Origin of the sequence: Escherichia sp. KTE159 (genome assembly GCF_000408805.1) — a bacterium.
GTDB lineage: Bacteria > Pseudomonadota > Gammaproteobacteria > Enterobacterales > Enterobacteriaceae > Escherichia > Escherichia marmotae.
Genome location: NZ_KE137292.1, coordinates 1,237,964 through 1,262,074 on the forward strand (window position 1 = coordinate 1,237,964; position 24,111 = coordinate 1,262,074).

The 24,111-nt window shown below is 50.4% G+C and carries 27 protein-coding genes and 1 pseudogene; 14 read left to right on the forward strand and 14 right to left on the reverse strand.

Features of this window, described 5'->3' with window-relative positions; translation table 11 throughout:
- Window positions 1-129 precede the first annotated feature (129 nt).
- Window positions 130-756, forward strand: coding sequence for a riboflavin synthase (locus A31E_RS15545; protein ID WP_000493961.1), 627 nt, complete (start codon window positions 130-132; stop codon window positions 754-756).
- A 59-nt stretch (window positions 757-815) separates the two neighbouring features.
- Here A31E_RS15545 and cfa read toward each other — a convergent pair whose 3' ends face one another.
- Both cfa and punC read right to left on the reverse strand, forming a co-directional pair.
- Entirely contained in the window at window positions 816-1,964 is a 1,149-nt protein-coding gene (cfa, locus tag A31E_RS15540) for a cyclopropane fatty acyl phospholipid synthase (RefSeq protein ID WP_000098885.1), read from the reverse strand.
- Window positions 1,965-2,254: 290 nt separating this feature from the next.
- Window positions 2,255-3,466 carry a purine nucleoside transporter PunC gene (gene punC / locus A31E_RS15535; protein WP_016248673.1) on the reverse strand — a complete coding sequence of 404 codons (1,212 nt, stop codon included), beginning with the start codon at window positions 3,464-3,466 and terminating at the stop codon, window positions 2,255-2,257.
- Between the two features lie 112 nt (window positions 3,467-3,578).
- On the opposite strand from punC, the gene punR reads away from it, so the two are divergent.
- Window positions 3,579-4,511: a DNA-binding transcriptional activator PunR gene (punR, locus tag A31E_RS15530; protein ID WP_000269487.1), complete on the forward strand. Its 933-nt coding sequence runs from the start codon at window positions 3,579-3,581 to the stop codon at window positions 4,509-4,511.
- On the opposite strand, the gene purR is transcribed toward punR, so the two are convergent.
- Complete coding sequence (purR, locus tag A31E_RS15525) at window positions 4,508-5,533, reverse strand: HTH-type transcriptional repressor PurR (protein ID WP_000190977.1); 1,026 nt, start codon at window positions 5,531-5,533, stop codon at window positions 4,508-4,510. The two genes, punR and purR, sit on opposite strands and share 4 nt — an antisense overlap.
- Window positions 5,534-5,831: 298 nt before the next feature.
- On the opposite strand from purR, the gene cydH reads away from it, so the two are divergent.
- On the forward strand, window positions 5,832-5,921 hold the full coding sequence (cydH, locus tag A31E_RS15520; RefSeq protein ID WP_000102278.1) for a cytochrome bd-I accessory subunit CydH: 90 nt from the start codon (window positions 5,832-5,834) through the stop codon (window positions 5,919-5,921).
- 165 nt (window positions 5,922-6,086) lie between these two features.
- Window positions 6,087-7,256: an MFS transporter gene (locus tag A31E_RS15515; protein ID WP_000701022.1), complete on the forward strand. Its 1,170-nt coding sequence runs from the start codon at window positions 6,087-6,089 to the stop codon at window positions 7,254-7,256.
- A gap of 146 nt (window positions 7,257-7,402) precedes the next feature.
- On the opposite strand, the gene sodB is transcribed toward A31E_RS15515, so the two are convergent.
- Both sodB and mepH read right to left on the reverse strand, forming a co-directional pair.
- Complete coding sequence (sodB, locus tag A31E_RS15510; RefSeq protein WP_000007276.1) at window positions 7,403-7,984, reverse strand: superoxide dismutase [Fe]; 582 nt, start codon at window positions 7,982-7,984, stop codon at window positions 7,403-7,405.
- A gap of 127 nt (window positions 7,985-8,111) precedes the next feature.
- A complete protein-coding gene (gene mepH, locus A31E_RS15505) occupies window positions 8,112-8,939 on the reverse strand; it encodes a peptidoglycan DD-endopeptidase MepH (RefSeq protein ID WP_001516328.1) in 828 nt (275 codons plus the stop codon).
- A gap of 334 nt (window positions 8,940-9,273) precedes the next feature.
- Here mepH and grxD point away from each other — a divergent pair, with 334 nt between their 5' ends.
- On the forward strand, window positions 9,274-9,621 hold the full coding sequence (grxD, locus tag A31E_RS15500) for a monothiol glutaredoxin 4 (protein ID WP_000108172.1): 348 nt from the start codon (window positions 9,274-9,276) through the stop codon (window positions 9,619-9,621).
- 48 nt (window positions 9,622-9,669) lie between these two features.
- Here the strand turns inward: grxD and A31E_RS26395 are convergent.
- From A31E_RS26395 to nemR, 5 genes and pseudogenes are all read right to left on the reverse strand, one after another.
- Window positions 9,670-10,041: pseudogene (locus tag A31E_RS26395) on the reverse strand (hypothetical protein); the annotation flags it as partial.
- 95 nt (window positions 10,042-10,136) lie between these two features.
- Window positions 10,137-10,784, reverse strand: a complete 648-nt coding sequence (gene rnt, locus A31E_RS15495; protein ID WP_001282288.1) for a ribonuclease T — start codon at window positions 10,782-10,784, stop codon at window positions 10,137-10,139.
- 102 nt (window positions 10,785-10,886) lie between these two features.
- Window positions 10,887-11,294 (reverse strand): lactoylglutathione lyase, encoded by a 408-nt coding sequence (gloA, locus tag A31E_RS15490; protein WP_001237802.1) that lies wholly within the window; start codon window positions 11,292-11,294, stop codon window positions 10,887-10,889.
- A gap of 80 nt (window positions 11,295-11,374) precedes the next feature.
- Window positions 11,375-12,472, reverse strand: a complete 1,098-nt coding sequence (nemA, locus tag A31E_RS15485; protein WP_000093624.1) for an N-ethylmaleimide reductase — start codon at window positions 12,470-12,472, stop codon at window positions 11,375-11,377.
- A gap of 41 nt (window positions 12,473-12,513) precedes the next feature.
- Complete coding sequence (nemR, locus tag A31E_RS15480; RefSeq protein WP_001032896.1) at window positions 12,514-13,113, reverse strand: DNA-binding transcriptional regulator NemR; 600 nt, start codon at window positions 13,111-13,113, stop codon at window positions 12,514-12,516.
- 102 nt (window positions 13,114-13,215) lie between these two features.
- Here nemR and A31E_RS0122495 point away from each other — a divergent pair, with 102 nt between their 5' ends.
- The 3 genes from A31E_RS0122495 (at window position 13,216) to sodC (ending at window position 15,001) form a co-directional block, all read left to right on the forward strand.
- Window positions 13,216-13,455 carry a DUF1289 domain-containing protein gene (locus A31E_RS0122495; protein ID WP_024191872.1) on the forward strand — a complete coding sequence of 80 codons (240 nt, stop codon included), beginning with the start codon at window positions 13,216-13,218 and terminating at the stop codon, window positions 13,453-13,455.
- A gap of 48 nt (window positions 13,456-13,503) precedes the next feature.
- Window positions 13,504-14,400 carry an aldo/keto reductase gene (locus A31E_RS15475; RefSeq protein ID WP_000250649.1) on the forward strand — a complete coding sequence of 299 codons (897 nt, stop codon included), beginning with the start codon at window positions 13,504-13,506 and terminating at the stop codon, window positions 14,398-14,400.
- Between the two features lie 79 nt (window positions 14,401-14,479).
- A complete protein-coding gene (gene sodC / locus A31E_RS15470) occupies window positions 14,480-15,001 on the forward strand; it encodes a superoxide dismutase [Cu-Zn] SodC (protein ID WP_000819798.1) in 522 nt (173 codons plus the stop codon).
- Here the strand turns inward: sodC and A31E_RS15465 are convergent.
- Genes A31E_RS15465 through A31E_RS15455 form a run of 3 tightly spaced genes read right to left on the reverse strand, consistent with a single transcriptional unit; the run spans window position 14,998 to window position 18,106 of the window.
- Window positions 14,998-17,010 (reverse strand): FUSC family protein, encoded by a 2,013-nt coding sequence (locus tag A31E_RS15465; RefSeq protein ID WP_016248674.1) that lies wholly within the window; start codon window positions 17,008-17,010, stop codon window positions 14,998-15,000. The two genes, sodC and A31E_RS15465, sit on opposite strands and share 4 nt — an antisense overlap.
- On the reverse strand, window positions 17,010-17,867 hold the full coding sequence (locus tag A31E_RS15460; protein WP_000023825.1) for an efflux RND transporter periplasmic adaptor subunit: 858 nt from the start codon (window positions 17,865-17,867) through the stop codon (window positions 17,010-17,012). Before A31E_RS15460 ends, A31E_RS15465 begins: the two co-directional genes overlap by 1 nt.
- A gap of 2 nt (window positions 17,868-17,869) precedes the next feature.
- On the reverse strand, window positions 17,870-18,106 hold the full coding sequence (locus A31E_RS15455) for a DUF1656 domain-containing protein (protein ID WP_000670973.1): 237 nt from the start codon (window positions 18,104-18,106) through the stop codon (window positions 17,870-17,872).
- Between the two features lie 200 nt (window positions 18,107-18,306).
- Between A31E_RS15455 and slyA the strand changes: the two genes are divergently transcribed.
- A complete protein-coding gene (slyA, locus tag A31E_RS15450; protein ID WP_001516330.1) occupies window positions 18,307-18,741 on the forward strand; it encodes a transcriptional regulator SlyA in 435 nt (144 codons plus the stop codon).
- A gap of 46 nt (window positions 18,742-18,787) precedes the next feature.
- Here slyA and slyB read toward each other — a convergent pair whose 3' ends face one another.
- Window positions 18,788-19,255: an outer membrane lipoprotein SlyB gene (gene slyB / locus A31E_RS15445; RefSeq protein WP_000597202.1), complete on the reverse strand. Its 468-nt coding sequence runs from the start codon at window positions 19,253-19,255 to the stop codon at window positions 18,788-18,790.
- 274 nt (window positions 19,256-19,529) lie between these two features.
- On the opposite strand from slyB, the gene anmK reads away from it, so the two are divergent.
- The 5 genes from anmK (at window position 19,530) to pdxY (ending at window position 24,104) form a co-directional block, all read left to right on the forward strand.
- Complete coding sequence (gene anmK / locus A31E_RS15440; protein WP_016248675.1) at window positions 19,530-20,651, forward strand: anhydro-N-acetylmuramic acid kinase; 1,122 nt, start codon at window positions 19,530-19,532, stop codon at window positions 20,649-20,651.
- An 84-nt stretch (window positions 20,652-20,735) separates the two neighbouring features.
- Entirely contained in the window at window positions 20,736-21,065 is a 330-nt protein-coding gene (gene mliC, locus A31E_RS15435) for a C-type lysozyme inhibitor (protein WP_000480882.1), read from the forward strand.
- A 58-nt stretch (window positions 21,066-21,123) separates the two neighbouring features.
- Complete coding sequence (gene pdxH, locus A31E_RS15430; RefSeq protein WP_016248676.1) at window positions 21,124-21,780, forward strand: pyridoxamine 5'-phosphate oxidase; 657 nt, start codon at window positions 21,124-21,126, stop codon at window positions 21,778-21,780.
- Window positions 21,781-21,908: 128 nt separating this feature from the next.
- Window positions 21,909-23,183 carry a tyrosine--tRNA ligase gene (gene tyrS, locus A31E_RS15425; protein WP_001516333.1) on the forward strand — a complete coding sequence of 425 codons (1,275 nt, stop codon included), beginning with the start codon at window positions 21,909-21,911 and terminating at the stop codon, window positions 23,181-23,183.
- Between the two features lie 60 nt (window positions 23,184-23,243).
- Window positions 23,244-24,104: a pyridoxal kinase PdxY gene (gene pdxY, locus A31E_RS15420; protein ID WP_000789755.1), complete on the forward strand. Its 861-nt coding sequence runs from the start codon at window positions 23,244-23,246 to the stop codon at window positions 24,102-24,104.
- Window positions 24,105-24,111: the final 7 nt, after the last annotated feature.

The following is a 24,111-nucleotide window of genomic DNA, read 5'->3' on the forward strand; positions in this document are numbered from 1 at the left end:
CTATTGTAGCGAGGATTTATTAATTCTCCAGTGAAAAAATAACCATTCAGCCCCCTTTACTGGCAAGGGTGTTTCCCACCTGCTATTGTGCTGAACAGAATGCCTTAACTGATTTCAGGAGTTGTAAGTATGTTTACGGGGATAGTGCAGGGCACTGCAAAACTGGTGTCGATTGACGAGAAACCAAATTTTCGTACTCATGTGGTTGAGTTACCTGACTACATGCTTGATGGTCTGGAGACCGGTGCGTCTGTAGCACACAACGGTTGTTGCCTGACCGTGACGGAAATCAACGGTAACCATATCAGTTTTGACCTGATGAAAGAGACGTTACGCATTACCAATCTTGGCGATTTACAGGTTGGGGATTGGGTAAATGTAGAACGTGCGGCGAAATTCAGTGATGAAATAGGTGGGCATTTAATGTCGGGTCATATTATGACCACCGCCGAAGTCGCGAAAATATTAACCTCTGAAAATAATCGCCAGATCTGGTTTAAAGTGCAGGATAGTCAGTTGATGAAATATATCCTGTATAAAGGATTTATCGGAATCGACGGTATTAGCCTGACCGTAGGCGAAGTAACGTCGACCCGTTTCTGTGTGCATTTAATTCCGGAAACGCTGGAACGTACCACCCTCGGTAAGAAAAAACTCGGCGCGCGTGTCAATATCGAAATCGATCCACAAACTCAGGCAGTGGTAGATACGGTAGAACGTGTGCTGGCAATGCGTGAGCAGGCCTTGAATCAATAAGATACTGAAGCCTGATTTGAAATGACATCGCCCCCAAAACGGGGGCGATAGAATGACATTTAGCGTGCAACCCGAAGACCGCTTTCGATCCCACGTGAGAACACCACTTGCCAGAGCTGAATATCGCGGGCGCGGAAAGCACCAGCGCAAGCATTCAGATAATAGGTAAACATCCGTTTAAAGCGCTCACTGTAGTTATCAGCAATTTCTGGCCATGCGGCGAGGAATCGCTCATACCAGGCCATTAACGTGGTGTCGTAATCGGCACCAAAGTTATGCCAGTCTTCCATCACGAAATGCGGTTCGCTGGAGCGAGCAATTTGCCGAACAGAGGGCAGACAACCGTTCGGAAAAATATATTTATTTATCCACGGGTCAACATTCAGGTCGGTTTTTTTCGAGCCGATAGTATGCAACAGGAAAATACCTTCCGGTTTCAGATTACGATCCACCACTTCGAAATAGGTATCGTAATTTTTCGGCCCGACATGTTCGAACATTCCAACCGAAACAATACGGTCAAACTGGTCGTTCAGGTCCCGGTAATCTTGCAGCAAGATGGTGACATCCAGACCTGCGCAGCGCTCCTGAGCCATTTTTTGCTGTTCGGCAGAAATCGTGACACCCACCACACTTACGTCATAATTAGACGCCATGTAATGTGCCAGACCGCCCCAACCACAGCCAATATCCAGTACGCGCATACCCGGTTTTAACTGCAATTTTTCACAGATCATTTTGAGCTTCGCTTGCTGGGCTGATTCCAGATTATCGGCATCTTTCCAGTAAGCGCAGGAGTATTGCATGAAGGGATCAAGCATGCGGCTAAACAAGTCATTACCGAGATCGTAATGCTCTTTGCCAACTATCCAGGCACGTTTTTTACTTTGTAGATTGAAAAGGCGTGCACCAGCAATGCGCAGTGTGTCTTTGAAATGATGGGGGAGTTGGTTTTCGAGACCTGCGCGCAAGACCTTGCTAAAAAACATATCCAGTCGGTCACATTCCCACCAACCATCCATATAACTTTCGCCTAACCCTAACGATCCTTCTTGCAGGACGCGTTTAAAAAAATCGGGGTTTTTAACACGAATATCTGCCGGAGCAGGGCCATTAATAGCAATGCCAGCACGGCTAAGTAATTCGTTGGCGATACGATACCAGTTGTCATCCGGTACACTGACTTCTTCTATACACGATGAACTCATAGTTTCTCCATCACTGGTCGGTGATCAGAACCTTAAAACAGCGTAGACGCTTTTTGGGCTTTGTGAGAAATCTCGCAGAAAAAACCGCGAGTCTATAATCCGACGTAGAACAGAGGGAAAGGAGGAACCCTTGCCGAAATGACCATCCATAGTAAACCGGGAACACTCCTGTCCCCGTAGAAACATAATATTTATCGTAATCTTAACAACTGAAAATTAGTATAGGCCGCTAATTTCAATCATACAACAAAATTTTGTTAGCGGCCTAAGTATAAAGATATCGATATATATCAATGCGATTCACTATGAGCGACTTCGGCATTGCTTTGATTCTGGCAGTCTCGTTCTTTACAACGTTGCATCATGTAACCCAGAGCGGCCAGCACCACAGTTGATAACATCACGCTAGTGGTGGTGAACAGAGGTGTGCTAACGCTGATAAGCCAGGAAACCACCAGGCTTGCGAGGAAGCACAGTCCCAGTTGCAGAGTGTTCTGCAAGGCTGCGGCGCGTCCGGTTGCATGTGGGAAGGGCCGCAACGCCTGTGCGACAACAATCGGGTAGATTGCGCCGTTGGCAATCGCCATCACACAGAATGGGACCAGAATTTCGACCAGTGAAACATGGCTAATGAATCCTGCCGCCCAGGTTGCCACGACGCTGATAGCAAACAGCATCAGTAGCCACGGCAACAACTGCTTACCTTGCCATTTCTGCAACGCGGCGCGACAGCCATAACCACCAATCAGAAACGCAATAGTTTGCGGGACATAACTTAAACCAATGACGGCCGGGCTGTAACCCATTTCGCTAAGGATGAACGGAGAACCGGTCAGCCAGGCAAAGAAACTGGCTGAACAGGCAGCATAAATCAGTACGTTTCCGCGATAGATTTTTGAACGCAGCAGATCGGTAAAGGTCAGACCATCCTGGCTATCATTACGTGCTTTAGTCGTGGGTTTAAGCCAGAAAATGGGCAGAATCAGTACTACGGTAATGGCAAACAGGGTGGCGAAAATCGCCTGCCAGGAAAAATGGACCAGCAGCCAGCTACCTAAAAGAGGAGCAAGCGCCGGAGACAGTCCCACTAACGGCATGATAGTGGCGAAAATACGATTCACTTTTTGTGAAGGGTAGTAGTCCGTCACCAACGCCTGCCAGATAACTGCCGCGGCGCAGACCCCCACAGCTTGCACGAACCGCAATACCAGCAGAGTGACGGCGTTTTCCACCCATAACATCCCCAGACTACCCAGAGCAAAAATTGTCAGGCCGATCAATAACACCGGTTTACGACCATATCGGTCGGAGAGCGGCCCCCACAAGAGCTGGGCTGCGGCAAAACCGGCAAGGAACAGACTAAGGCTGGCACTGACAGCAGACGCAGGCGTTTGCAGATCGGCCTGAATGGCGGCGAAAGCAGGCAGATACATATCGGTTGCCAGAAAACCGAGTACGCTCAAACCCGCCAGCCAGACTAAAAATCTTTTCCCAGGTTGCATGTATATTCTCTAAATCTCTCAATTAAACACCGTCGCAAAGTGTAGGGAGTGAAATTCGTGTTGTGAAACGGTAATATTTGATGACTGGTTTCAAAAATTTTGCAGGCAAACTATGTGGTCTGAGTATTCTCTCGAAGTGGTTGATGCGGTGGCGCGTAATGGTAGTTTTAGCGCCGCGGCCCAGGAGTTGCATCGCGTTCCTTCTGCGGTCAGCTATACCGTTCGTCAGTTGGAAGAGTGGCTGGCAGTGCCGCTTTTTGAAAGGCGTCATCGTGACGTGGAACTGACCGCTGCCGGGGCGTGGTTTCTCAAAGAAGGGCGTTCTGTTGTCAAAAAAATGCAGATCACTCGCCAGCAATGTCAGCAAATAGCGAACGGTTGGCGCGGTCAGTTAGCCATCGCGGTAGATAATATTGTCAGGCCAGAACGCACGCGGCAGATGATTGTTGATTTCTATCGCCATTTTGATGACGTCGAACTTCTGGTTTTTCAGGAGGTGTTTAACGGTGTCTGGGATGCGCTTTCCGACGGACGTGTGGAACTGGCGATTGGTGCGACACGGGCGATTCCGGTAGGTGGGCGTTACGCCTTCCGTGATATGGGAATGTTGAGCTGGAGTTGTGTTGTTGCCCGCCACCATCCGCTTGCGTCGATGAATGGGCCGTTCAGCGATGATACGTTGCGCAACTGGCCGTCACTGGTGCGCGAAGACACGTCACGGACGCTGCCCAAACGTATTACCTGGCTGCTCGATAACCAAAAGCGCCTGGTTGTCCCGGACTGGGAATCATCGGCAACCTGTATCTCGGCCGGGTTATGCATTGGCATGGTGCCGACCCATTTCGCTAAACCGTGGCTGAACGAGGGGAAGTGGGTAGCATTAGAACTGGAAAATCCATTCCCTGATTCGGCATGTTGTCTGACCTGGCAGCAGAATGATATGTCGCCTGCGTTAACCTGGCTGCTGGAGTATCTCGGTGATAGCGAGACGCTGAATAAGGAATGGCTGCGGGAGCCGGAAGAGACTCCCGCAACGGATGATTAACGACGATAGTCGCGGAACGGGCCGTCAGCCACGGAGCGGCGTTCAATAAGCCGCGGATGAACTTCAATTGACTGCGGTTCTTCGCGTTTGTTGACGATACGATCCAACAGCATGTTGAACGCCGTTTCGCCCAGCGAATCTTTTGGCTGATGGATAGTCGTCAGCGCCGGAGTAAAATAACGGGCGTTGCGCACGTTATCATAACCGATCAGCGAAATATCTTGCGGTACGCGCAGACCCATTTCATCAGCGGCGCAAAGTGCGCCCATAGCCATGATATCGCCGCCACAGAAGACAGCAGTAGGGCGGTGCGGTTGCGACAGGATTTGCTGCATGGCGCGATAACCCGATTCAGGCTCAAAGTCACCCTGCACAATCCAGTTTTCCGGCACCTTGATCATGGCTTCTTCCATCGCTTTCATAAAACCCGCCAGACGGCCAGCGCCGGTGTTGCGCTCCAGCGGACCAGGAATAACGCCAATTTCGCGATGACCGCGTTCAATCAGATAGCGCCCGGCCATGTAGCCGCCTTCAAAAGCGTTATCGATAACTGCATCGGTAAAGTCCGCTTTTGCTTCGCCCCAGTCCATCACCACCATCGGGATATGGCGATACTCTTCCAGCATCGCCAGCAATGGTTCCGGATACTCAGAACACATGACCAGCAGGCCATCGACGCGTTTTTGCGCCATCATCGACAGATAGGCCCGCTGTTTCTCAAGATTGTTCCACGCATTGCCCAGAATCAGTGTGTAGCCTTTCTGGAAGCAATTTTTTTCTACCGCTTCAATGATCTCGGCAAAATAGGCCGCTTCGCTGCTGGTCGCCAGCAAACCGATAGACTTGGTGTGGTTAACCTTCAGGCTACGCGCCACCGCGCTAGGAGAGTAGTGTAATTCTTTAATCGCTGCCCACACAGCGTTACGAGTCTCTTCCGCGACAAAACGCGTTTTGTTTATAACGTGTGACACAGTTGTAGTGGAAACGTTTGCTCGTTTCGCTACATCTTTTATTGTTGCCATTCCATTTCACTCCAGACCCTAACTTCAGCTCCTGCAAAATCGCAAGGTAAACGTTTGCCTTTACACACCTTACGCACAACGAAAGTGTTGCGGTACGCCGGAAAAATGACACGGAGCGTCAGGAAGGGGTCAATGGCCAGTACGCAAATAGTGTAAGCGTGGAATTTTGGCCGATCTTGATGAAAAGGGGAAGTAGTAAAAACACTTATCATTATAAATGCCGGGAGATTTTTTCATCACACTGTGTAAAAATGAGTAATATCATTTTTTGTGTGGTAATAAAAAAGGAGAAAACTTGATGAGCACCGACCTTAAATTTTCATTGGTAACAACCATTATCGTTCTTGGTTTGATCGTGGCAGTGGGTTTGACTGCCGCGCTGCACTGATTTCCCCTCGAGGGAGCGCGTTCTCCCTCGCATCTCTCTCCTCTTTGTTAGCAAAATGGCAAAAGTGTTTTCTCTTTTTGTTATTTTCATTCTTTTGTGATTGATGTCATGCTTTCGCCACTTTGATGAACATCGCGTGATGACGCGAAGAGGTGGAGATTAGGCATGAAAATTAACTATCCGTTGCTGGCGCTGGCGATTGGCGCGTTTGGTATCGGGACAACGGAGTTCTCGCCAATGGGTCTGTTGCCCGTCATTGCGCGCGGTGTGGATGTCTCGATCCCTGCTGCCGGAATGTTAATCAGTGCCTATGCGGTTGGTGTGATGGTTGGCGCGCCGCTGATGACATTATTACTTTCTCATCGTGCCCGCCGCAGCGCGCTGATTTTCCTGATGGCGATTTTTACCCTTGGTAATGTACTTTCTGCCATTGCCCCGGATTACATGACACTGCTGCTTTCACGTATTTTGACCAGTCTGAATCACGGTGCATTTTTTGGCCTGGGGTCAGTTGTGGCCGCAAGCGTTGTGCCAAAACATAAACAGGCCAGCGCAGTTGCGACCATGTTTATGGGCTTAACTTTGGCGAATATCGGCGGTGTTCCGGCGGCGACCTGGCTGGGTGAAACTATTGGCTGGCGAATGTCGTTCCTGGCAACGGCGGGGTTGGGCGTGATTTCGATGATTAGCCTGTACTTCTCTTTACCGAAAGGTGGCGCAGGGGCGCGACCAGAAGTGAAAAAAGAGCTGGCGGTGCTGCTGCGTCCGCAGGTGTTATCGGCTTTACTGACGACGGTGCTGGGGGCTGGCGCAATGTTTACGCTCTACACTTATATTTCTCCGGTGCTGCAAAGTATCACCCACGCGACGCCGGTGTTTGTTACAGCCATGCTGGTGCTGATTGGTGTCGGATTCTCTATCGGTAACTATCTCGGCGGTAAACTGGCAGATCGTTCGGTCAACGGCACGCTGAAGGGATTTTTGTTGCTGCTGATGGTGATTATGCTGGCAATCCCGTTCCTGGCCCGTAATGAGTTCGGTGCGGCAATCAGCATGGTAGTGTGGGGCGCGGCAACCTTTGCGGTCGTACCGCCCTTGCAGATGCGAGTGATGCGAGTCGCCAGCGAAGCGCCGGGTCTGTCATCATCGGTGAATATTGGTGCCTTTAACCTTGGAAATGCATTGGGAGCGGCTGCTGGTGGTGCGGTGATTTCCGGTGGTCTGGGGTACAGTTTTGTGCCGGTGATGGGGGCGATTGTCGCGGGACTGGCATTATTGTTGGTGTTTATGTCAGCCAGAAAACAACCTGAAGCAGTTTGCGTTGCCAACAGCTAATAAAACAAAAACGCAGAAGGATAACCTTCTGCGTTACAGTTTGCAGGCAAAGTGCGATTTATCTTGCCAGATGTGGTGTTAACGCCTCATCCGCGTAGGTCTGATAAGCGCAACGCATCAGGCAATGTTGCATTTGCCATCAGTTATTATGCAGCGAGATTTTTCGCCACGAACTCCCAGTTCACCAGCGCCCAGAAGTGTTCCAGGTAGCCAGGACGCGCATTGCGATAGTCGATGTAGTAAGCGTGTTCCCAGACATCAACGGTCAGCAGCGGGGTCGCATCGGTGGTCAGCGGAGTACCGGCATTAGAAGTAGAAACGATAGCCAGTTTGCCATCGCTGTTTTTCACCAGCCAGGTCCAGCCAGAACCAAAGTTTTTGATCGCAGCATCAGTAAACTGCGCTTTAAAATCGGCAAAGCTACCAAAAGAAGCGGCGATAGCGTCAGCCAGTTCACCAGTCGGTTCGCCACCGGCGTTCGGTGCCAGGCAGTTCCAGTAGAAAGTATGGTTCCAGACCTGAGCAGCGTTGTTGAATACGCCACCTTCAGAGCTACGAATAATCTCTTCCAGTGATTTACCTTCAAACGCAGTACCTTTGATCAGGTTGTTCAGGTTAGTGACATAAGTTTGATGATGTTTGCCGTAGTGATACTCGATAGTTTCCGCAGAAATGTGCGGTGCCAGAGCATCTTTAGCATATGGTAGTGCAGGTAATTCAAATGACATTGCTACTCTCCTTTATTATTAATTGGCATACGTACAATAGCCTTATTGTGCGTGAGGATAGGGTAGCAAAATAAAAGGTGAGACAAAAGATGAACTTACCCTGTTGCTGTAACAACAGGGTAAAGTTTTAGCGAAGTGTTTTTGGGGTCATTACCCGACGAGCACCTACATAGTGGCGCTGCCAGTAATCTTCGCTTAAAGAAGTGATTTTAATTTCCTGTCCACTGCGCGGAGACTGAATAAATTTGCCGTTGCCAACATACACGCCAACGTGATCGGCGGTTCCGCGACCCTGAGTGCGGAAGAAGACCAGGTCGCCATTTTTCAATTCACTGCGATCGATCGGTGCGGCGTCACGCAGGTGATACATTTCGTTAGCTGTACGTGGAATACGGATCTTCACCAGATCTTTATAGGCGTAATAAACCAGCCCGCTACAATCGAAACCGGTACGCGGTGAGCTGCCGCCCCAGCGATATGGCTTGCCAATTTGTTGCATCAGTTTATTCATTGCCACGGTAGTGGCTTTCTGTACTTTGGCTTTATGTGCGTCAGCGAGGGTTCCTGGTGCGGCATTTTTAACTTTCACGCAATGTGTTTTATAACCCTTACGTTTAGTGCACTTTTCCGTAAAGCTGGCTGCCGCTGTTTTATTCACAACTTGTTTGCTGCGGTTTTTGGCGTTTTTAGAAGCGGTAATGGAGGATTTTTTTACGGAAGAAGCAGTTTTACTTTTAGTGGTACTTTTACTGGCGGCTTTTTTCGCTGTTTTCTGGCTGGCTTTATTGGTCTTTTTGGTGGTTGCCGTGCTTTTCTTTTTATCTGCTTTTTTGGTGATGTGAGTAGTAGCAGAACTCTCCCTGGCTTGCTTTGAAGCATGGGCCATAGGCGTTAAAGGCAGGGTGGTAAAAAGTAAAGCACAGAGCGTGATCGAAATACGGTTTATCCGCGCCACTGAGCGTCCCTCTGTTAAGGCAGGTCTATCATGCCTGCGTCTGATTTACAAAACTTGATGATTCTAATGCATAGAAGAAGAGAAAGTTAATAGCTTTTATTGTTAAAAAATATATTTCGTCGGTGAGCGTAAAAAAATGCAGCAGTGAAAGCTGGAAATGGTCATAAATACGCCAGTTTGCAGCGCAACAGCGAAGAAACGAATATTTGAAATGCAACAAATAGAGCAAAGGGATAAAATAGCAAAAGCGTGATGAAAATGTTATTTTCCGTTGCCGCACTGACCCGCTACAATGTCAGATTACTGCCGTAAAGAAGTTTGAGGAAGCAAGACAATGAGCACCACTATCGAAAAAATCCAACGCCAGATTGCTGAAAATCCGATCCTGCTGTACATGAAAGGTTCACCGAAACTGCCAAGCTGCGGTTTTTCTGCCCAGGCAGTTCAGGCGCTTGCCGCATGTGGCGAACGTTTTGCCTACGTTGATATCCTGCAGAATCCGGACATTCGCGCGGAACTGCCGAAATACGCTAACTGGCCGACTTTCCCACAGTTGTGGGTGGACGGCGAGCTGGTAGGTGGCTGTGATATCGTGATCGAAATGTATCAGCGTGGCGAACTGCAGCAGCTAATCAAAGAAACCGCCGCTAAATACAAGTCTGAAGAGCCGGACGCGGAATAATCCGTCCCGCAATACTGACGGAGGCTAACGGGCATCCGTCAGTGTTTTTTATCCCCAATCCAGCCCTTGTGGCGAACTGGAAAATCCCGCCTCACGCAGCAGCGTAAACATCGGCGTTTGCCGTACCGGTTGATCATTCACTTCTGTCAATGTAAAGCGTAGCCGTGGTTCGCGGCGTAGTGCGGTTGCCAGTGCGTGGAATACTTCTGGGGGGAGCAGTTCATCTTTTTCTTACCATACCAGCATCTTCTTGCCGCCTTGTGCCAGGTAGAGCAACAATTTTCCGCCAGCAATGACTACCAGCGCCCCCGCCCACGGTTCATGCACTCGTCGCCCATAAGGGGAGTGTAAAATAATACGCCAGTCGCCAATTTCATCGTGACAGCGTTCGAGAACCAGGTGGCGACTTCCCGGAACAACAATTAACGCTATTCCCCGTGAATATCATGCATGATTCGTGGAATAGCCTCACTATAGATGCCTGAGTCATTACATGTCATCAGGCATCGACTCGATTACACCTCTTCAGCGGCAGGGAGCGGCCAGCCGCCCAGTCGTTTCCAGCGGTTGACGATTTCACAAAACAGCACGGCGGTGCGTTCAGTGTCGTACAGCGCGGAATGCGCCTGGGTGCTGTCAAAATCCATGCCAGCGGTCTGGCAGGCTTTTGATAATACGGTTTGTCCGAGAGCCAGCCCGGCCAGTGCCGCGGTGTCGAAAGTGACAAAAGGGTGGAACGGGTTACGTTTCAGTGAGGCGCGTTCTGCGGCTGCCATCATAAAACTGTGGTCGAAATTGGCATTGTGCGCCACCATAATGGCGCGGTTACAGCCGCTCGCTTTAATGCCTTTACGGACAACTTTGAAAATCTCATGCAACGCCTCATATTCGCTGACTGCACCGCGATCGGGATCGTTCGGGTCAATACCATTGAAGGCGAGGGCTTCTGGTTGCAAATTAGCGCCGACAAACGGCTCGACGTGAAAATGTAATGTGGTGTCCGGCATCAGCCAGCCTTGTTCATCCATTTTCAGGGTGATGGCGGCGATCTCAAGCAGTGCATCGGTTTTGGCGTTAAATCCGGCGGTTTCGACATCGATCACAACAGGATAAAAACCACGAAAACGGTCGCACAGACCGGTAAGTTGAGCGTTATCGGACATCTGATTCTCTTAATACGGAAAAATTGCAGCGTGCATTATGACAAATATTACCCGCTGATGCAGTAAAGATGCGGGCGCGATGAGTTCACGCCCGGCAGGAGATTAGTTGCCCAGACCGCGACCGGCGTCTTTCTCTTCAATCAATTCAATTTTGTAACCGTCTGGATCTTCCACAAAAGCGATAACCGTAGTACCGCCTTTTACCGGACCCGCTTCACGGGTAACGTTACCGCCGTTCTGACGGATTTTTTCGCAAGCTTCTGCGGCGTTATCGACGCTAAGGGCGATGTGACCATAAGCGGTGCCAAGTTCGTATTTATCCACGCCCCAGTTATAGGTCAGTTCAATTACCGCTTCTTCTGTTTCCGGGCCGTAGCCAACAAACGCCAGCGAGTATTTGTATTCCGGATTTTCGCTGGTACGCAGCAGTTTCATGCCCAGCACGTTGGTATAAAAATCGATGGAGCGTTGCAGATCGCCAACGCGCAGCATGGTGTGAAGAAGACGCATCTTTATATCCTCAAAATGGCTAACAGATTCAAAATGTTGTTTTAGTATAGCGGCGGTTTTGCGCCGCTCGCAATGTTGGATTACAGCGTAGGGTAGTCGGTATAACCTTCCGCACCGCCGCCGTAAAAACTTTCGGCACGCTGTGGGTTAAGCTCAGCTTTGCGCTGCAATCGAGCGACCAGATCCGGGTTTGCAATCCAGTCACGACCAAACGCCACCGCATCAATTAACCCTTTGCCGATCAGCGTTTCTGCTTTTTCTACCGTATATGCACCAGCCCCGATAATCGGGCCGTGGAAACGGGCGCGTACTTTTTCGCGGAACGCCTCGGTATATGGTTTGCCGCCTGCCCAGTCTGGTTCGGACATATGCAGATAAGCAATGCCGCGTTTACCCAGTTGTTCAATCAGATACAGCGCATCGGCTTCTTCATTCGGGCCGTTATCGGTGTTCTGGAAAGTACCAATTGGCGAAACGCGAATACCAATGCGATCGGCACCCCATTCTTTAATCCCGGCATCAACAACTTCCAGCACCAGACGAGCGCGATTTTCCACGCTGCCGCCGTACTGATCGGTACGATGGTTGGAGGATGGAGAGAGGAACTGATGCAGTAAATAACCGTGAGCGGAGTGGAGTTCCACCAGATCAAAACCGGCTTCACGGGCGTTGGCGATAGCCTGGCGGAAATCGTTGACAATACCCGGGATTTCTTCCAGCTCCAGCGCACGCGGCATGGTGGTTTCGACGCGGATCGCCTGACCATTTTCATCGCGCAGAGAAGTTCGTGTACCCGCACTAAGTGCAGAAGGCGCTACCGGTGCCTGGCCACCAGGTTGCAGGCTGGCGTGAGAAATGCGCCCCGTGTGCCAAAGTTGCACGGCGATATGACCATTTTCAGCATGAACACCGGCGGTAATTTTCTTCCACGCGGCGATTTGCTCCGGACTATGAATGCCTGGCGCGCCCGCATACCCTTTTGCCTGGGCGGAAACCTGGGTGGCTTCGCTAATGATCAAACCTGCACTGGCGCGTTGGCGATAATATTCCGCCATCAACGGAGTAGGGATATCACCCGGTTCAATGCTACGCAGGCGCGTCAGAGGAGCCATAAAGATACGGTTTGCCGCCGTGATTGCGCCCACTTTCAGTGGGGAATACAGTTTTTCAGATGACATAAAGACTCCCGGTCGTCTGGTGATAAAATAAAAAATGCCTGCTAAACGGCAGGCGTCGCAATAATGGTTTTGACATGTGTTAGCGCGTTTTCCAGAGGCCCGGAGCTGCGCGAAATTTTGGCTTGCAGATTGGCCCCCAGCCACAGCGCATAGAGAACTTGCGCCTGTTGCAGCGGTTCTCCGCAAAAGGTTAAACAGTGGCTATCGCGGCCATTTTCCAGCGCCTGGGCGAGCAGAGCGATTACCTGGCGCGCACCTTTATCCATCGCGCTGCGCATATCTTCTGACAGGTCGCACACTTCAGCAGAAAGTTTTACTGTCAGACAGCCGCTGATCGTCCCATGCTGGCAGAACTGGTTCAGCGTTTGCTGGTAATAGGCCAGAATACGGTCGCGGTAATTTCCCTCGCCAGATTGCAGCAACTCCGTCAGTCGTTGGTGGTATGCCGCGTAATGGCGTTCAAGCATGGCAACACCAAACGCCTCTTTAGAACGAAAGTAGTGGTAGAAAGACCCTTTTGGCACTTCGGCGGTCTTCAGTAATTCGCTTAACCCCATTCCGGTAAACCCACGCTGCAGGCAGAGTTGCTCTCCGGTTGCCAGGAGGTGTTCGCGAGTATCGTGTTCAGGATGTTTGTTCATGCGCTTGAGTGTAGTAGACCGGTCGGTCTAGTGCAAGCAAAGTTGCTACTTTGGGCATTAACAGCTTCAATAGTGGTAATAATCTTATATAAGGAGGGCGAGGTGGCGGAGCAATTAGAGTTCTTTCCCGTCCAGAGCCCATGCCGGGGAATTTGCCAGTCTGACGAACGCGGATTTTGCCGTGGCTGTTTTCGTAGCCGGGATGAGCGTTTTAACTGGAATAAAATGAGTGATGGTGAAAAACAGGAGGTTCTGCGACTTTGCCGACAACGGCTTATGCGTAAATTACGCGCGAACAGGCCAACGTCATCAGACGAACCAGAGCAACCATCACTCTTTTGAGAGCAATCTTGCGTATACTCCTCTCATATCTGATAAGAGGAAGCGATTATGGTTCAGCGTATTACTATTGCGCCGCAAGGCCCGGAGTTTTCCCGTTTTGTGATGGGCTACTGGCGACTGATGGACTGGAATATGTCCGCACGCCAGTTAGTTAGTTTTATTGAAGAGCATCTGGATCTCGGTGTGACCACCGTGGATCACGCTGATATTTATGGCGGCTATCAGTGCGAAGCGGCATTTGGCGAGGCGCTGAAACTGGCACCGCATTTGCGTGAACGGATGGAAATTGTCAGCAAATGCGGCATCGCGACGACTGCGCGTGAAGAAAACGTTATTGGTCATTACATCACCGATCGCGACCATATTATTAAAAGTGCCGAACAGTCGCTAATTAATCTCGCGACCGATCATCTGGATTTACTGTTAATCCACCGTCCCGACCCGTTAATGGATGCCGATGAAGTGGCGGATGCGTTTAAACATTTGCATCAGAGCGGCAAAGTGCGCCATTTTGGCGTATCGAACTTCACGCCTGCGCAATTTGCCCTGCTGCAATCGCGTTTGCCATTTACTCTTGCCACTAATCAGGTGGAAATTTCTCCGGTGCATCAGCCGTTGTTGCTGGATGGTACGCTCGATCAACTACAACAACTGCGTATTCGCCCGATGGCCTGGTCTTGTCTTGGCGGTGGCCGTTTATTTAATGATGATTATTTCAGGCCGCTACGTGATGAACTTGCTGTGGTGGCGGAAGAATTAAACGCGGGTTCTATCGAGCAGGTGGTTTATGCCTGGATATTGCGTCTGCCATCGCAGCCGCTGCCGATTATTGGCTCCGGTAAAATTGAGCGTGTGCGTGCCGCCGTTGAAGCGGAATCCCTGAAAATGACACGCCAGCAGTGGTTCCGTATCCGTAAAGCGGCATTAGGTTACGACGTCCCGTAAGCACTTTCGGAATCGCCTCCGTTCAAATATGTGTCACTGGTTTACACTTATTCAGGTATGCACATTGAGCGGAGGTCTTATGAAACGTTTTAGTCTGGCTATTCTGACGCTGGTTGTTGCGACCGGCGCGCAAGCCGCCAGTGAAAAAGTCGAGATGAACCTCGTCACATCACAGGGGATTGGGCAGTCAATTGGCAGCATAACGATTACTGAAACCGATAAAGGTCTGGAATTTTCGCCCGATCTGAAAGCATTACCGCCCGGTGAGCATGGCTTCCATGTTCATGCCAAAGGAAGCTGCCAGCCAGCAACGAAAGATGGCAAAGCTACTGCGGCGCAATCTGCAGGCGGACATCTTGATCCCAAAAATACCGGTAAACATGAAGGGCCAGAAGGTGCAGGGCATTTAGGCGATCTGCCTGCGCTGGTGGTCAACAATGACGGTAAAGCAACCGATGCCGTCATTGCGCCTCGTCTGAAATCACTCGACGAAGTTAAAGACAAGGCGCTGATGATCCACGTTGGCGGCGATAATATGTCCGATCAACCAAAACCGCTGGGCGGCGGCGGTGAACGCTATGCCTGTGGTGTTATTAATTAAGAGGCTAGCGTACCCTGTGGTGGTGCCTGCTCAAGTTGCGAAAGCGAGCAGTACAGTCGCCAGACAATCGCCGCCAGCTCACGGGCAGCGGGTTGATGATGGCGGGCAAGGCTGTCGCAGATTCGCTGTAACTCTTCAAGTGTGGCCGCCAGTGATTTTTGCTGAACGCCACGCTCGCTCATCACTCCTCGCAACAATGAAATACAGTTATCTCGCACCTGCGATAAAGGATCGGAACGTGATTCCCAGTCGCGCAATTGCCAGACAACATGTGAACAGTTCAGCAGCACCACGCCCCAGCGTAATAACCAACGGCGAGCCAGCGCGTCCTGGCTGTTACTCAACTGGCTGACGTGATGATAAGTGAGCGATTCAAATTCGCTTTCACTCAGGGTTGGGTGACGGCTAAGTTGATCGACAAAATCCCGTCGCAGTGCGCGAATATGACGGCGGCTTTTGCGGGCATCGGACCCCGGTCGCAAAATGGCGAATGCTAACCATGCCAGCGCCACGCCAACGATTTTTGCCAGGTTATCGTTAAGAAAATCAGCAAAATCATACACCGGAGGATTAGTGACAGCGATAAACGACCCCATAAATACAATCAGTTGTCCCCACAGCGCGGCCAGTTTTGGCATCTGCAACTTGAGAAGCTGCATTGTCGCCAGTAGCGGGAAGAGAAACAGCAAAAATTGCCACAGATCGCTAATCTGAACCATCAGGCCAAACTTAACCACAAAACTGAATAGCGAAAGTAATACCAGCGTGCGCATCAGTAGCGACAACGACTTAAACGGTGCCGCGACTGCGGAGTAAAGTACGCAACTAATTGCTGCCAGCGTTAATGCATTGGCACCAGCATCCCATTGCGAGGCAATACTCCATGCGCCAATCATCATCAATGTACAAAATGTACGCAGTCCGCTCCACATAGCTTCGGCATTATCGGTATGACGTGCCAGACCAGATGCGCGAGGGAGCCTGGTATGATCATCTGAGCTGCTTTCCAGGCGATGCAATTCTTGACTACTTTGCAGATAAAGGTGGCAAAAATAACGTAATCGGTGCCAGAAGGCGACGTGCCGGTAGTCGGCTAAGTTGGTTGGGCGTAGCGGGGCAATAATGCGCGCAACGGTGTAAAAATTTGTTTGCGAGTTGGCGAGCACCGTCAGTAACTGTTCGATAATTTCCCGTGTGGCACCGGGCGCTGAGGGCCAGTTGAGCAACATACGTCGCAGGCTGGAGATGACGCTGGTCATACGTAATTGCTGGTGGAGTAGTGCATTCAGGCGTGCATTTTGCTGGCGGAAACGATAGTGGCTCCAGAACGCCTGAATACGCAGCAAATTCATGGTCAGTATTTGCCCAATTACCGATTCATGTGCTGTGCGAATGGCATCGGTCGTTTCGGGCTGCCAAAGCAAACTGGCATGCTCCAGTAAACGAGCATGCATGTTTTTCAGTGCGGTTAAAAGAGCGGTGGCATCAGAACTGCTCGGCAGGATCATCATCATCATGCCGCCGCAAAGAATACCGACAATCACTTCACAAACACGTGCCTGAGCGATATCCCATAGCTGGCTGGCTTCAGTAATATTGACCATCGGAAAGGCGATAATGGCCGCAGTATAGCCCGCCAGTTGAAATGCATAGGCCACGTTATTCGTGAAATGCGCGCAGGCCCAGGTACAAAAGCCAAGCCACGCAGACATGCTCAACAGAAAAAACCACGGCTCGTTGAGAGTATGTCCGGCAAGAATCAGTGCCGCGATAGCTCCGAGCAAACTGCCAGCAATACGTCCCATGCTTTTGCTGATGACACCGCCAACGGTGGGGAAGCTGACCACCGCCGCCGAGGTCATTGCCCAGTAAGGTTCATCAAGATTTAAATAATAGGCAACCGTCAGCGCCAGACACATGGCAATGGTGTTGCGTAACGCATAACGCCATTGCGCCAGCGTGGCTCTGAACCAGGGGAAATTGTGCAGCGACCATGGCGGTACGTTCATTACGGGCCTACAGCGATACTACAGGTGGTGCCGGATACCAGCGTGACATCGCCGGGGACGTTATCGAGAGCAAAACGAACAGGAACACGTTGGGCGAGACGAACCCAGGGAACGTTAGGTTTAACGTCGGGAATCAGGCTGGAATCATTTTCCACACTCTGATCATAAATCGCCCGACCAATACTGGAAACGTGACCCTGTAACGTTTTATTGTCGCTGTAGAGTGTAATTTGTGCTGGCGCACCGCCCCGGATATGGCGCAATTTGGTTTCTTCAAAATAACCAATGGCGTAAAACGAGTGGCTGTCCACCAGAGCAAACAGTGGTTTTCCGGTGTCGGCGTAGTCACCGATGCGGGTGGTGAGATTAGTGACCCATCCACTCACCGGGGCGCGAATTTCTGTTTGCGCCAGTTGCCATTGTGCCTGTTTCAGCGTTGCTTGTGCGGCATCGACACTTGCCTGCATCGCTTTAACATTGAGGTTAGCGGTATCCAGCTCTTCGGCAGAGATAAAGTTTTGTGAGAGATGGCGGCGACGGTTAGCTTCATTATTGGCTTTGGCGAGGTCAGATTGCGCTTTTGCCAACTGAGCCTGGGCATTAAGCACAGCAATCTGAAAGGGCGTTTTATCGATAGAGAACAGAATATCACCCGCGTTAACCAACTGGTTGTCTTTTATATTCAGCTCAACAATACGTCCAGACACCTGTGGCGTGATAGAAACCTGTTCTGCGCGTATTTTTCCGTCGCGTGTCCAGGGGGACTGCATGTAGTAGTTCCATAGCCACCATCCGGCAAGAACTGCAAAAACCGCCACAATAATTGTTGAGAAATATTTAATGGTTTTAATTGACATAGTTACCACGCAATCAGTATTGCCAGGGCAAAGCAAACGCAAATCGCAAACAGCGACAAATCCATTAACAAGGGATGCCAGATGTCTCCGGCGTAGATTTTGTCGCGAAGCAGGCGGTGTATAACGAGCCAGATGACAAATCCAAGCGCGAACGCTTTGAAAAACGGAGGAAAGTAGATGGATGCACCGAACACCAGATCTTGTAAGGGTAATCCTGTTGCACTATGCATAAACTTCACAAAATAGATTCCTTTACGGCTGAATATATTGCTTTAGATTAATAAATATTCTTTATGTGCGAGAAAGTTACTCGCTATTTCTGAAAAGCATGTCTGATGGTAAGCAAATGCAGCAATACATTTGTTTTAGCAATACAATTGCTGCACACTATTCTAAAAGCTGTATAATATCTTAGCAAGCTAATTATAAGGAGATGAAATTGGAATCGCCACTAGGTTCTGATCTGGCACGGTTGGTGCGCATATGGCGTGCTCTGATAGACCATCGCCTGAAACCGCTGGAGTTAACGCAAACCCATTGGGTAACGTTGCACAATATCCATCAGTTACCTCCAGACCAGTCGCAAATTCAACTGGCAAAAGCGATCGGCATTGAGCAGCCTTCACTGGTTCGTACGTTGGACCAACTGGAAGAAAAAGGGTTAATTTCGCGTCAAACTTGTGCCAGTGATCGTCGGGCCAAACGCATTAAACTGACGGAAAAGGCGGAGCCGCTGATTAGCGAAATGGAAGCTGTGATTAACAAAACCCGGGCGGAAATCTTGCATGGGATTTCCGCAGAGGAGCTGGAACAATTGATTAAGCTCATTGTAAAAATTGAGCATAACATCATAGAGTTACAGGCCAAAGGGTGAAATGAAGGAGGCGTGTGGCCAGTTACCTGACCACACGTTAACGTGTTTAGCGCGGGGAAACAGTCACCTGGCTGCCGTTGCTGGCCAGAATGACACGTTGTCCCGGAGAGAAGTGGGTATTGCCCTGTTTCTGTACCACCATGATGGTGTTGCCATCATCTTTACGAATTTCCAACTCCACACCTTGGGTTTTGTTTATTGCGCTCTGCACGCCCTGACCGGCTACACCGCCTGCGATAGCACCTGCCGCGGTAGCCAGAGAACGCCCGGTTCCGCCGCCAACGGTATTTCCAAGGAAGCCACCGAGAACCGCACCGCCAATTGCGCCGATAACGTTGGAATCATCACCGCCCTGAATTTGTACCTGTCGTACATTAACGATTGTGCCATAGCTGACATTCTGCACTTGCTTCGCTTCAGAGGCGGTATAGACATCACCAGAAAGGGTATCGTTGTTGACACAACCGACAAGAGACAGACCGACCATTGATACAACCAGTACGCGCTTAATCATTGAAAAATCTCCTGATTACCATGAAACGCCTCACAAGCATCCCTCATGGCCAAAGTAAATGGCATTGGTATAACTATGATTACATGTTCCACTAAAACATGATGGAATCATAATTAGAATACGGTTAACCAAGTATAAACAAAACATTCATAGTAGTTATTGATATAAATATAATGTTTTCCTACCAACGGTAAAAATCGGCACTCATGCATGGAATTCGCGAGAGGTTTGTGTTTGAGTGGAGCGCAAACGTCAGGTTGAAAAAGGATGAACTATGAAATCAGGCCGCTTTATTGGCGTAATGTCAGGCACTAGTCTGGATGGTGTCGATGTTGTGCTGGCGACAATCGATGAACACAGGGTGGCGCAGTTGGCAAGTTTGAGTTGGCCGATCCCTCCATCACTTAAACAAGCGGTGCTGGATATTTGCCAGGGACAGCAGCTTACACTTTCGCAGTTTGGTCAACTGGATACTCAACTTGGTCGCCTGTTTGCCGATGCCGTTAACGCATTGCTCAAAGAAGAAAATTTGCAGCCGAAAGATATCGTTGCTATTGGTTGTCACGGTCAGACTGTATGGCACGAACCCACGGGCGTCGCGCCGCATACTCTACAGATTGGGGATAACAACCAAATTGTGGCGCGCACTGGAATTACTGTCGTCGGGGATTTTCGCCGTCGCGATATCGCCCTGGGTGGACAGGGCGCACCGCTGGTGCCAGCGTTTCATCATGCATTGCTGGCTCATCCTACTGAGCGGCGTATGGTGCTCAACATTGGTGGTATTGCCAATTTGTCACTGCTCATTCCTGGGCAACCGGTGGGTGGCTACGATACCGGACCGGGTAACATGCTGATGGATGCGTGGATCTGGCGTCAGGCGGGTAAACCTTACGATAAAGACGCTGAGTGGGCACGCGCGGGCAAGGTCATTCTCCCTCTGCTGCAAAATATGCTTAGTGATGCGTATTTTTCCCAGTCTGCGCCAAAAAGCACCGGGCGTGAATACTTTAACTACGGTTGGCTGGAGCGTCACCTGCGTCAATTCCCGGGCGTTGATGCGCGCGATGTCCAGGCGACGCTGGTGGAACTGACAGCAGTGACCATTTCTGAACAGGTGTTATTGAGTGGTGGTTGTGATCGTTTGATGGTATGTGGTGGCGGAAGCCGTAATCCATTAGTGATGACGCGACTTGCTGCCTTGCTGCCAGGAACGGAAGTGACCACCACTGATGCTGTCGGCATTAGCGGTGATGACATGGAAGCATTGGCCTTCGCCTGGCTTGCCTGGCGGACGCTGGCGGGGCTGCCTGGCAATCTGCCCTCGGTCACTGGCGCAAGCGAGGCGACGGTATTGGGCGCAATTTTTCCCGCAAACCCGCGATATCAGAGTTAACTGAATTTTTCCTACTGCGTCTGCCGTTACACTTGGATGTTGAGGAGAGCGTTTTGCTCTCCGGACCAGGAAAGTCTTCGGGATATGTTTATGAAAAAACTGTTACTGATCTGTTTACCGGTGCTTCTCACCGGCTGTAGCGCGTTCAATCAACTGGTTGAGCGCATGCAAACCGATACGCTGGAATACCAGTGTGATGAAAAACCGTTGACGGTAAAACTGAATAATCCACGTCAGGAAGTCAGTTTTGTCTACGACAATCAATTACTGCACCTTAAACAGGGCATTTCAGCATCAGGCGCGCGTTATACCGACGGTATCTACGTTTTCTGGTCGAAAGGCAATGAGGCGACGGTCTATAAGCGTGACCGCATTGTCTTGAATAACTGTCAGTTACAAAATCCACAGCGTTGAGATTTTTCCAGGGGCGGCGCACAATAGCGTCACCCACTGACAATCCGTAAAGAAAACCATGTCTGATAACGACGAATTGCAGCAAATCGCGCATCTGCGGCGTGAATACACCAAAGGCGGTTTACGCCGCCGCGATCTTCCCGCCGATCCATTAACCCTTTTCGAACGCTGGCTCTCCCAGGCGTGTGAAGCTAAGTTGGCTGATCCTACAGCGATGGTCGTCGCGACCGTTGATGAACATGGTCAGCCTTATCAGCGCATCGTTTTACTCAAACATTACGACGAAAAAGGTATGGTGTTTTACACTAACCTTGGCAGTCGCAAAGCGCATCAAATCGAACAAAATCCGCGCGTTAGCCTGCTTTTCCCCTGGCATACTCTTGAGCGCCAGGTGATGGTTATCGGTAAAGCGGAACGTCTTTCGCCTCTCGAAGTGATGAAATATTTTCATAGCCGTCCCCGTGACAGCCAGATTGGCGCGTGGGTATCGAAGCAGTCCAGCCGTATTTCCGCGCGCGGGATCCTTGAGAGTAAATTCCTTGAGCTGAAGCAGAAGTTTCAGCAGGGCGAAGTCCCTTTACCGAGTTTCTGGGGCGGTTTCCGCGTCAGTCTTGAGCAGGTTGAGTTCTGGCAGGGTGGTGAGCATCGTCTGCATGACCGCTTTTTGTACCAGCGTGAAAATGAGGCGTGGAAAATCGATCGTCTCGCACCCTGAAAAGATGCAAAAATCTTGCTTTAATCGCTGGCACTCCTGATTCCGGCACTTTATTCTATGTCTCTTTCGCATCTGGCGAAAAGTCGTGTACCGGCAAAGGTGCAGTCGTTATATACATGGAGATTTTGATGGCAAGCAGTAACTTGATTAAACAATTGCAAGAGCGGGGGCTGGTGGCCCAGGTGACGGACGAAGAAGCGTTAGCAGAGCGACTGGCGCAAGGCCCGATCGCGCTCTATTGCGGCTTCGATCCTACCGCTGACAGCTTGCATTTGGGGCATCTTGTTCCATTGTTATGCCTGAAACGCTTCCAGCAAGCGGGCCACAAGCCGGTTGCGCTGGTAGGCGGCGCGACGGGTCTGATTGGCGACCCGAGCTTCAAAGCTGCCGAGCGTAAGCTGAACACCGAAGAAACTGTTCAGGAGTGGGTGGACAAAATCCGCAAGCAGGTTGCCCCGTTCCTCGATTTCGACTGTGGAGAAAATTCTGCTATCGCCGCGAACAACTATGACTGGTTCGGCAATATGAACGTGCTGACCTTCCTGCGCGATATCGGTAAGCACTTCTCCGTTAACCAGATGATCAACAAAGAAGCGGTTAAGCAGCGTCTCAACCGTGAAGATCAAGGTATTTCGTTCACCGAGTTTTCTTATAACCTGTTGCAGGGCTATGACTTCGCCTGCCTGAATAAACAGTATGGTGTGACGTTGCAGATTGGCGGTTCTGACCAGTGGGGGAACATCACCTCTGGTATCGATCTGACTCGCCGTCTGCATCAGAATCAGGTGTTTGGCCTGACCGTACCTTTGATCACCAAGGCTGACGGCACTAAGTTTGGTAAAACTGAAGGCGGAGCCGTATGGCTGGATCCGAAGAAAACCAGTCCGTACAAGTTCTACCAGTTCTGGATCAATACCGCTGATGCCGACGTTTACCGCTTCCTGAAGTTCTTCACCTTCATGAGCATTGAAGAGATCAATGCCCTCGAAGAGGAAGATAAGAACAGTGGTAAAGCACCACGCGCCCAGTATGTACTGGCGGAGCAGGTGACGCGTCTGGTTCACGGTGAAGAGGGTTTGCAAGCCGCGAAACGTATTACCGAATGCCTGTTCAGCGGTTCTTTGAGTGCGCTTAGTGAAGCGGACTTCGAACAGCTAGCGCAGGACGGCGTACCGATGGTTGAGATGGAAAAAGGCGCTGATCTGATGCAGGCACTGGTCGATTCTGAGCTCCAACCGTCCCGTGGTCAGGCGCGTAAAACTATCGCGTCCAATGCCATCACCATTAACGGTGAAAAACAGTCCGATCCTGAATACTTCTTTAAAGAAGAAGATCGTCTGTTTGGTCGTTATACCTTACTGCGTCGTGGCAAAAAGAATTACTGTCTGATTTGCTGGAAATAATGCACTAAGTGGAAAAGGGGAGTGAGAAATCACTCCCCTGGTTTTTATACAGGGAACACGATGAAAAATATTCTCGCTATCCAGTCTCACGTTGTCTATGGTCATGCGGGTAACAGTGCGGCAGAGTTTCCGATGCGCCGCCTGGGCGCGAATGTCTGGCCGTTGAATACCGTTCAATTTTCTAATCACACCCAATACGGCAAATGGACTGGCTGCGTAATGCCGCCCAGCCATTTAACCGAAATTGTTCAGGGCATTGCCGCCATCGATAAATTACATACCTGTGATGCTGTACTCAGTGGTTATCTGGGGTCGGCGGAACAGGGGGAACATATCCTCGGTATTGTCCGTCAGGTGAAAGCGGCGAATCCACAGGCGAAATATTTTTGCGATCCGGTAATGGGGCATCCTGAAAAAGGTTGCATCGTCGCGCCGGGTGTGGCGGAGTTTCATGTGCGTCACGGTCTGCCTGCCAGCGATATCATCGCGCCGAATCTGGTGGAGCTGGAAATCCTCTGTGAGCATCCGGTACATACCGTCGAAGAAGCCGTTAAAGCTGCGCGCGAACTCATTACGCAAGGGCCACAAATTGTGTTGGTTAAACACCTGGCGCGTGCGGGTTACAGCCGCGATCGTTTTGAAATGCTGCTGGTTACTGCCGATGAAGCCTGGCATATCAGCCGTCCGCTGGTAGATTTTGGTATGCGTCAGCCGGTCGGTGTTGGTGATGTGACGAGCGGTTTACTGTTGGTGAAACTGTTGCAGGGCGCAACGTTGCAACAGGCGCTGGAACATGTGACTGCCGCAGTATACGAAATTATGGTGACCACCAAAGCAATGCAGGAATATGAGCTGCAGGTGGTTGCAGCACAAGATCGTATAGCCAAACCGGAACATTATTTCAGCGCAACGAAACTCTGAAATACCT